Below are 6,499 nucleotides of genomic sequence, written 5' to 3' on the forward strand. Positions count from 1 at the left end.
CATGCTGAGTTTCGAGTTCAACGAAACGCTCGAGCAGGCCCGCGAACGCAACGTGCGCGACGCGCTGTTCGAGGACCTGGGCCGCGCCGACTGGACCGGGCGCCTGGTGCCGCCAGGCCGGCGCGTGCGGGCGCACGTCGTCGTGCGCGAGGCCGCCGTCCTGTGCGGGTGCGACTGGTTCGAGGCTTGCGTGAAGGCGCTCGACGGGCACGCCGTCGTCGAGTGGCGCTACGCCGAAGGTGCGCGCATGCAGGCCGACACGCCGGTCTGCGACATCGAGTCCGACGCCCGCGCCCTGCTGGCCGCCGAGCGACCGTCGCTCAACTTCCTGCAGCTGCTGTCGGCCACGGCCACGCTGACGCGGCGCTACGTCGACGCGATCGCCGGCGCCTCGCCCCGTCCCGGCGGCTGCGCCATCCTCGACACCCGCAAGACCCTGCCCGGCCTGCGGCAGGCGCAGAAGTACGCGGTGCGCACCGGCGGCGGCCAGAACCAGCGGCTGGCGCTGTGGCACGGCATCCTGATCAAGGAGAACCACATCGCCGCGGCCGGCGGCATCCCCCAGGTCCTGCAGGCGGCGCGCGAGCTGCAGGCCGGTGTCGACATCCAGATCGAGGTCGAACGCCTGGACCAGCTGCGCGAGGCGCTGGCGCACGGCGCCACCAGCGTGCTGCTCGACAACTTCAGCTTCGCGCAGATGCGCGAGGCCGTGGCCGTCACGGCCGACCGCGCGCTGCTCGAAGTGTCCGGTGGCGTCGGCCTGGACCAGGTGCGCGAGATCGCCGCCACCGGCGTCGATCGCATCTCGATCGGTCGGCTGACCAAGGACGTCACGGCGACCGACTACTCGATGCGCGTCCTCGGCTGAAAAGCCGGGCGACCCGCCCTCATTTCGCGGCTTCCCGGCCGCGGTGGCGGGCCGACACTGCCGCCATGAGCACCGACTTCACCTCCGTCCACAACTACTACGAGCGCCACGTCTTCGACGCGGTGCTCTCGGCCCATGGCGGCCACCCGGGTCTGGACGGGGACACGCTGGCCGACGTGGCCTGCGTGGCGCTGAACCGCCTGCCGCCCCGCTATGTCCGCCACGACGTGGACTTCGCCTTCTATCAGGGCGAAAAGGAACGCGCGGCCGCCGACAAGGCGCTGAAGGACGCCGTGACCTACGCCTTCCAGTTCGTGCAGGCGCGCGTGGCCATGAGGGCGCGCTGAAGCGTCTCGCCTAGGCCGCCCAGGGCGGTGCCTTCCTCTTCGGCTTGCGCGTCAGGATCGTCGGGAAGCTGACCGGCAGCGTCGCCGGGAAATCGCGGCTGTAGTGCAGCCCGCGGCTCTCGTGACGGCTGAGTGCCGAGCGCACGATGAGCTCGGCGCAATCGACGAGATTGCGCAACTCCAGCAGGTCGCGCGTGACGCGGAAGTTCGCGTAGTAGTCGTCGATCTCGGTACGCAGCAGCTTGATGCGATGCAGCGCGCGCTCCAGCCGCTTGGTCGTGCGCACGATGCCGACGTAGTTCCACATGAGCAGCCGCAGTTCGTCCCAGTTGTGGGAGATGACGACCTGCTCGTCGGCGTTCTCGACCTGGCTCTCGTCCCAGGGCGGCAACTCGGACGACGGCGCCGCGGCCTGCGACAGGATGTGCTCGGCGCAGGTCTTGCCGAGCACCACGCACTCGAGCAGCGAGTTGCTGGCCAGCCGGTTGGCACCGTGCAGGCCGGTGTAGGTGGTCTCGCCGACCGCGTACAGGCCCGGCACGTCGCAGCGGCCGTCGAGGTCGGTGACGACGCCCCCGCAGGTGTAGTGCGCCGCCGGCACCACCGGGATCGGCTGGCGGGCGATGTCGATGCCCAGGGCCAGGCAGCGGCTGTGGATCGTCGGGAAGTGCTCTTTCAGGAAAGCTTCGCCCAGGTGCGTGGCGTCGAGCCACACGTGGTCGAGGCCGTGCTTCTTCATCTCGAAGTCGATCGCGCGGGCGACGATGTCGCGCGGCGCGAGCTCGAGACGCTCGTCGTGCGCGGCCATGAAGCGGGTGCCGTCCGGCAACTTGAGCTGCCCGCCCTCGCCGCGCAGCGCCTCGGTGATGAGAAAGCTGCGCTCCTGCGGGTGGTACAGGCAGGTCGGATGGAACTGGATGAATTCCATGTTCCCGACACGACAGCCGGCGCGATACGCCATCGCGATGCCGTCACCGGTGGAGGTGTCGGGGTTGGTGGTGTAGCGGTAGACCTTGCCGGCGCCGCCGGTGGCCAGCACCACGGCCGCGGCCGGCAGCGTCTCGACGCGCTGGCGGTCGATGTCCAGCGCATAGACGCCGTGGCAGCGCGGCGCCGCGCCGTCGACCTTGAGGTGGCGCTGTGTGATCAGGTCCACCGCCATCCATCGCTCGCGCAGCGTGATGTTCGGGTGGCGCTTGACTTCGTCCAGCAGCACCTGGTGGATCGCTTTGCCGGTGGCGTCGGCCGCGTGCGCGATGCGGCGCACCGCGTGGCCGCCCTCGCGCGTGAGGTGCAGGCCGAGCGGCCCGTCGGGATCGCCCGAGAAAGGCACCCCGCGCTGGACCAGCCACTCGACCGCCTCGGCGCTGCGCTCGGCGATGAAGCGCGCGGTGTCCTCGGCCACCAGGCCGGCCCCGGCGTCCTGCGTGTCGCGGACGTGGCTGTCGATGCTGTCGTCGCTGCCCAGCACGCCGACGATGCCGCCCTGCGCCCAGGCGGTGGCTCCCTCGTCGAGGTTGCGCTTGGCCAGCACGATGACCGGGTGGCGAGGTGCCAGTTGCAGCGCGACGGTCAGGCCGGCCAGGCCGGCGCCGACGATGACCACGGGCGGCGGGGAAGCGGGAGCGTGGCGGGTCGGCATCGGAGCAACAGTCGCGTGCGCATCGCGCCAGACCGGCGCGACATCTGCCACGAATTCTATCGACGGGCTCACAGGCGACGGACCTAGGGACGACTGCGCTCGACCCCGGGGATTACACTTGGTGACAAACCATCCGAGCGTGCGCCCATGTCGCCACGCCGTCCCTGCCTCGCTCGCTGTCCGGATCTGTACAGCCCATGAGCCAGTCCTCCGATCGCAACGTGATCACCCGCCCGCCGGCCGGCGCTCCAGGCTGGGAATCCACGCGCGTGCAGACGCAGGTCACGCCGCGCCTCGGCGGCGGTCCGGCCGACGACGATGTCGGCGACATCGACATCGGCCGGGCAGTCGGCAACAACACGCGCGAGCTCTTCGTCGCCTGCGAGCCGGCCGAGGCGATGGTCCAGCAGTTCGATCACCTGCAGCCGGAGTTCGTGGCCGTCAGCGATCTGGGCGTCGCCGCGTCGCGCAAGCTGCTGGCCGGCATCGCCGCGGCCAGCCAGCGTGTGGTGCAGAAGCTGGTCGTGCGGCGCAACGGCGCCGGCACCGTGCTGGCGACCATCGAGTTCGTCGACTGCCCGACCAGCAATGGCAAGGCCGTGCGCCTCTACAGCACCGAGGTCGACGCCGACACCCACACCCGCCAGAGCATGGCGCGCGTGCTGCTGGGTCGTGCCCGGCTGGGCGTCGTGATGGTCGGCGACCTGCCGGCGCACGCGCTGACCAGCGCGCTGCAGCCCTGGCGCGACACCGCACTGCGCGGCGGCTGGACCTGCCGCCGCATGCTTTTCATGCCGCTCGCCGCCGGCGTGGCGCTGCCCGGAGAGATCGCCCGCTTCCGCGCGGCCACCGCGATCGAGGCCACGCCCACGCCGCAGGTCGGCCGGCCGGCCGACGTCTGGGCCCAGCTGTGCCAGGCCTGGAACACGCTGCAGCAGCAGAGCAAGCCCGGCGTGAGTCCGTCGGCCCTGCCCCTGCTCGGATCACCGAACGCGGCCGCCGCTGCGGCCGCCCCGGCCGCGGTGGCGCCGGGCCAGCGCGCGATGCCGAGCGCTGCCGCCTCGCCGACGCCGATGCCGGTGGTCGGCAACACGCCGGCACCGCCACGCGACGCCCCGCTCGAGCGCTATCTGCACGACCTGGGGCAGATGACCGGCGTCGTCAGCGCCTGCGCCTTCGACATCATGACCGGCCGCCCGGTCGGGCATGCCGGCGCCCGACCCGGCCCGGATGAACTGGCCCGCCACGGCGCCGCGATGCTGGCCTCGATGATGGGCGCCAGCCGCGCGATGGGGATGGGCGCCGTCGTGCCGGAAACCGCCGTCACGCTGGGCCAGCACCACCTGCTGCTGCGCCCGCTGCCAGCCCATCCGGGCATGGCGCTGCACGTCGTGCTGGACAAGCCGCACGTGACGCTGGCGCTGGTGCAGCTGCAACTGCGCCGCCTCGACGACGCGCTGCTCGCAGCCGCCCGACAGCCGCCCGCGACGCGCTTCTGACGCGCGGCCCGCCGCGGCCCGCGTCGTCAGTGCACGACCCTCTCGAACCGGAACTCGCCCGGCGCGCGGATCGGGTCCACGTCCACCGGCACCACGTCCTTCGGCGCGAACCTGCCTTCCAGCAGCAGCCTGGACAGCGGGTTCTCGATGCGCTGCTGGATCGCCCGCTTGAGCGGCCGCGCGCCGAACACCGGGTCGAAACCGACCTTGGCCAGCTCGGCCAGCGCTGCGGCCGACACGTCGAGCTGGATGTCGAGCTTGCCGAGTCGCGCCGCCAGCAGCCGCAGCTGGATCTGCGCGATCGCCTCGATGTGCTTGGCGTCCAGGCCGTGGAAGACCACGGTCTCGTCGATGCGGTTCAGGAACTCCGGGCGGAAGTGCTGCTTCAGCTCGGCCCAGACCGCATCGCGGATGTCCTCGGCCGGCTGGCCGGCCATCTGCATGATGAGGTGCGAGCCGAGGTTGCTGGTCATCACGATCACGGTGTTCTTGAAGTCCACCGTGCGGCCCTGGCCGTCGGTGAGCCGCCCGTCGTCCAGCACCTGGAGCAGCACGTTGAACACGTCCGGGTGCGCCTTCTCGACCTCGTCGAGCAGCAGCACGCTGTAGGGCTTGCGACGCACCGCCTCGGTCAGGTAGCCGCCCTCGTCGTAGCCGACATAGCCCGGCGGCGCGCCGATCAGGCGCGCGACCGAGTGCTTCTCCATGAACTCGCTCATGTCGATGCGGATCAGCTGCTCCTCGCTGTCGAACAGGAAGCCCGCCAGCGCCTTGCACAGCTCGGTCTTGCCGACGCCGGTGGGGCCGAGGAACAGGAAACTGCCGGTCGGCCGGTTCGGGTCGGAGAGCCCCGCGCGTGAGCGTCGGATCGCATCGGCCACCGCGCGGATCGCCTCGTCCTGGCCGACGACGCGCTCGTGCAGCTTGTCCTCCATCTGCAGCAGCTTCTGCCGCTCGCCCTGCATCAGCTTGGCGACCGGAATGCCGGTGGCCCGGGCCACGACCTCGGCGATCTCTTCGGTGCCCACCAGCGTGCGCAGCAGCGTCGGCTTGCCGGCGGCACCGGCCCCGGCCTCCTTGGCCTGCGCATCCTTGAGCTTCTTCTCCAGCTCGGGCAGCTTGCCGTACTGCAGCTCGGCGACCTTGTTGAAGTCGCCCTTGCGCTTGAACTCCTCGATCTGCGTGCGGATGCGGTCGATGTCTTCCTTGAGGTGCGCCGAGCCCTGGGCGGTGGCCTTCTCGGCCTTCCAGACCTCGTCCAGGTCCGCGGCCTCGCGCTCGAGCCGCGCGATGTCCTCCTCGATCAGCGCGAAGCGCTTCTGCGAGGCCTCGTCCTTCTCCTTGCGCACCGCCTCGCGCTCGATCTTCAGCTGGATCAGCCGGCGGTCGAGCTTGTCCATGACCTCCGGCTTGGAGTCGATCTCGATCTTGACCTTGGCTGCGGCCTCGTCGATCAGGTCGATGGCCTTGTCGGGCAGGAAGCGGTCGGTGATGTAGCGGTGCGAGAGTTCGGCCGCGGCGACGATCGCCGGGTCGGTGATCTCGACGCCGTGGTGGACCTCGTACTTCTCCTGCAGGCCGCGCAGGATGGCGATGGTCGCCTCGACCGTCGGCTCGCCGACCAGCACCTTCTGGAAGCGGCGCTCGAGCGCGGCGTCCTTCTCGACGTACTTGCGGTACTCGTCGAGCGTGGTCGCGCCGATGCAGTGCAGCTCGCCGCGCGCCAGCGCCGGCTTGAGCATGTTGCCGGCGTCGATCGCGCCTTCGGCCTTGCCGGCGCCGACCATGGTGTGGATCTCGTCGATGAAGACGATGGTCTGGCCCTCGTCCTGCGCCAGTTCCTTCAGCACGTTCTTGAGCCGCTCCTCGAACTCGCCGCGGTACTTGGCGCCGGCCAGCAGCAGGGCCATGTCGAGCGTCAGCACGCGCTTGTTCTTCAGCGACTCGGGCACCTCGCCCGCGACGATGCGCTGGGCCAGGCCCTCGACGATGGCGGTCTTGCCGACGCCGGGCTCGCCGATCAGCACCGGGTTGTTCTTGGTGCGACGCTGCAGCACCTGGATCGCGCGGCGGATCTCGTCGTCGCGACCGATCACCGGGTCGAGCTTGCCCTGGCGGGCGCGCTCGGTCAGGTCCAGCGTGT

The 6,499-nt window shown here is 70.7% G+C and carries 5 protein-coding genes; 3 read left to right on the forward strand and 2 right to left on the reverse strand.

What is annotated here, in order from left to right; all coding sequences use genetic code 11:
• Position 1 precedes the first annotated feature (1 nt).
• Both nadC and QZV97_RS15545 read left to right on the forward strand, forming a co-directional pair.
• On the forward strand, positions 2–868 hold the full coding sequence (gene nadC / locus QZV97_RS15540) for a carboxylating nicotinate-nucleotide diphosphorylase (protein WP_295644079.1): 867 nt from the start codon (positions 2–4) through the stop codon (positions 866–868).
• A 65-nt stretch (positions 869–933) separates the two neighbouring features.
• Positions 934–1,215 carry a late competence development ComFB family protein gene (locus QZV97_RS15545; protein WP_295644082.1) on the forward strand — a complete coding sequence of 94 codons (282 nt, stop codon included), beginning with the start codon at positions 934–936 and terminating at the stop codon, positions 1,213–1,215.
• A gap of 10 nt (positions 1,216–1,225) precedes the next feature.
• Here the strand turns inward: QZV97_RS15545 and nadB are convergent, their stop codons facing one another.
• Positions 1,226–2,857: an L-aspartate oxidase gene (nadB, locus tag QZV97_RS15550; RefSeq protein ID WP_295644085.1), complete on the reverse strand. Its 1,632-nt coding sequence runs from the start codon at positions 2,855–2,857 to the stop codon at positions 1,226–1,228.
• 197 nt (positions 2,858–3,054) lie between these two features.
• Here nadB and QZV97_RS15555 point away from each other — a divergent pair, with 197 nt between their 5' ends.
• The gene (locus QZV97_RS15555) at positions 3,055–4,356 is read left to right on the forward strand and encodes a hypothetical protein (protein ID WP_295644088.1); all 1,302 of its coding nucleotides are present in this window, start codon (positions 3,055–3,057) and stop codon (positions 4,354–4,356) included.
• A 26-nt stretch (positions 4,357–4,382) separates the two neighbouring features.
• Here the strand turns inward: QZV97_RS15555 and clpB are convergent.
• Positions 4,383–6,499: ATP-dependent chaperone ClpB (gene clpB / locus QZV97_RS15560; protein WP_295644091.1), on the reverse strand; the 2,117-nt coding region annotated here is incomplete at its 5' end.

This window comes from uncultured Methylibium sp. (assembly GCF_902826655.1).
Classification (GTDB): Bacteria; Pseudomonadota; Gammaproteobacteria; order Burkholderiales; family Burkholderiaceae_C; genus Methylibium.